This is a genomic window from Cobetia sp. SIMBA_158 (assembly GCF_046566945.1).
Lineage (GTDB): Bacteria > Pseudomonadota > Gammaproteobacteria > Pseudomonadales > Halomonadaceae > Cobetia > Cobetia amphilecti.
The window spans coordinates 1-228 of record NZ_JAWJYL010001278.1; the positions used below are offsets into that span (position 1 = coordinate 1).

General features: G+C 67.1%; 1 protein-coding gene. It reads right to left on the reverse strand.

Features of this window, described 5'->3' with window-relative positions; all coding sequences use genetic code 11:
- The coding region (locus tag R2R70_RS23835) for a hypothetical protein (RefSeq protein ID WP_410979466.1) at positions 1-228 on the reverse strand (228 nt) is incomplete at both ends.

The following is a 228-nucleotide window of genomic DNA, read 5'->3' on the forward strand; positions in this document are numbered from 1 at the left end:
GACTCGCCTTGGCCGAGGGCCCGACCTGCAACGCCTGCACCTTGTATTCGACTCCGGGATACTCGGCGCGCACCCGGCGCATCACCTCCTCCATACGCGCTTCGCGACTGGCCCGGTCCCGGGGCTCGACGATCAGCTGCCCGAACCTTGCATAGCTGTCTTCCGGCCAGTATGTCAGCGTGAAGCGCTGGGCGCCCCCGCCGCTGGCGCTGGTGACATCATTGACCT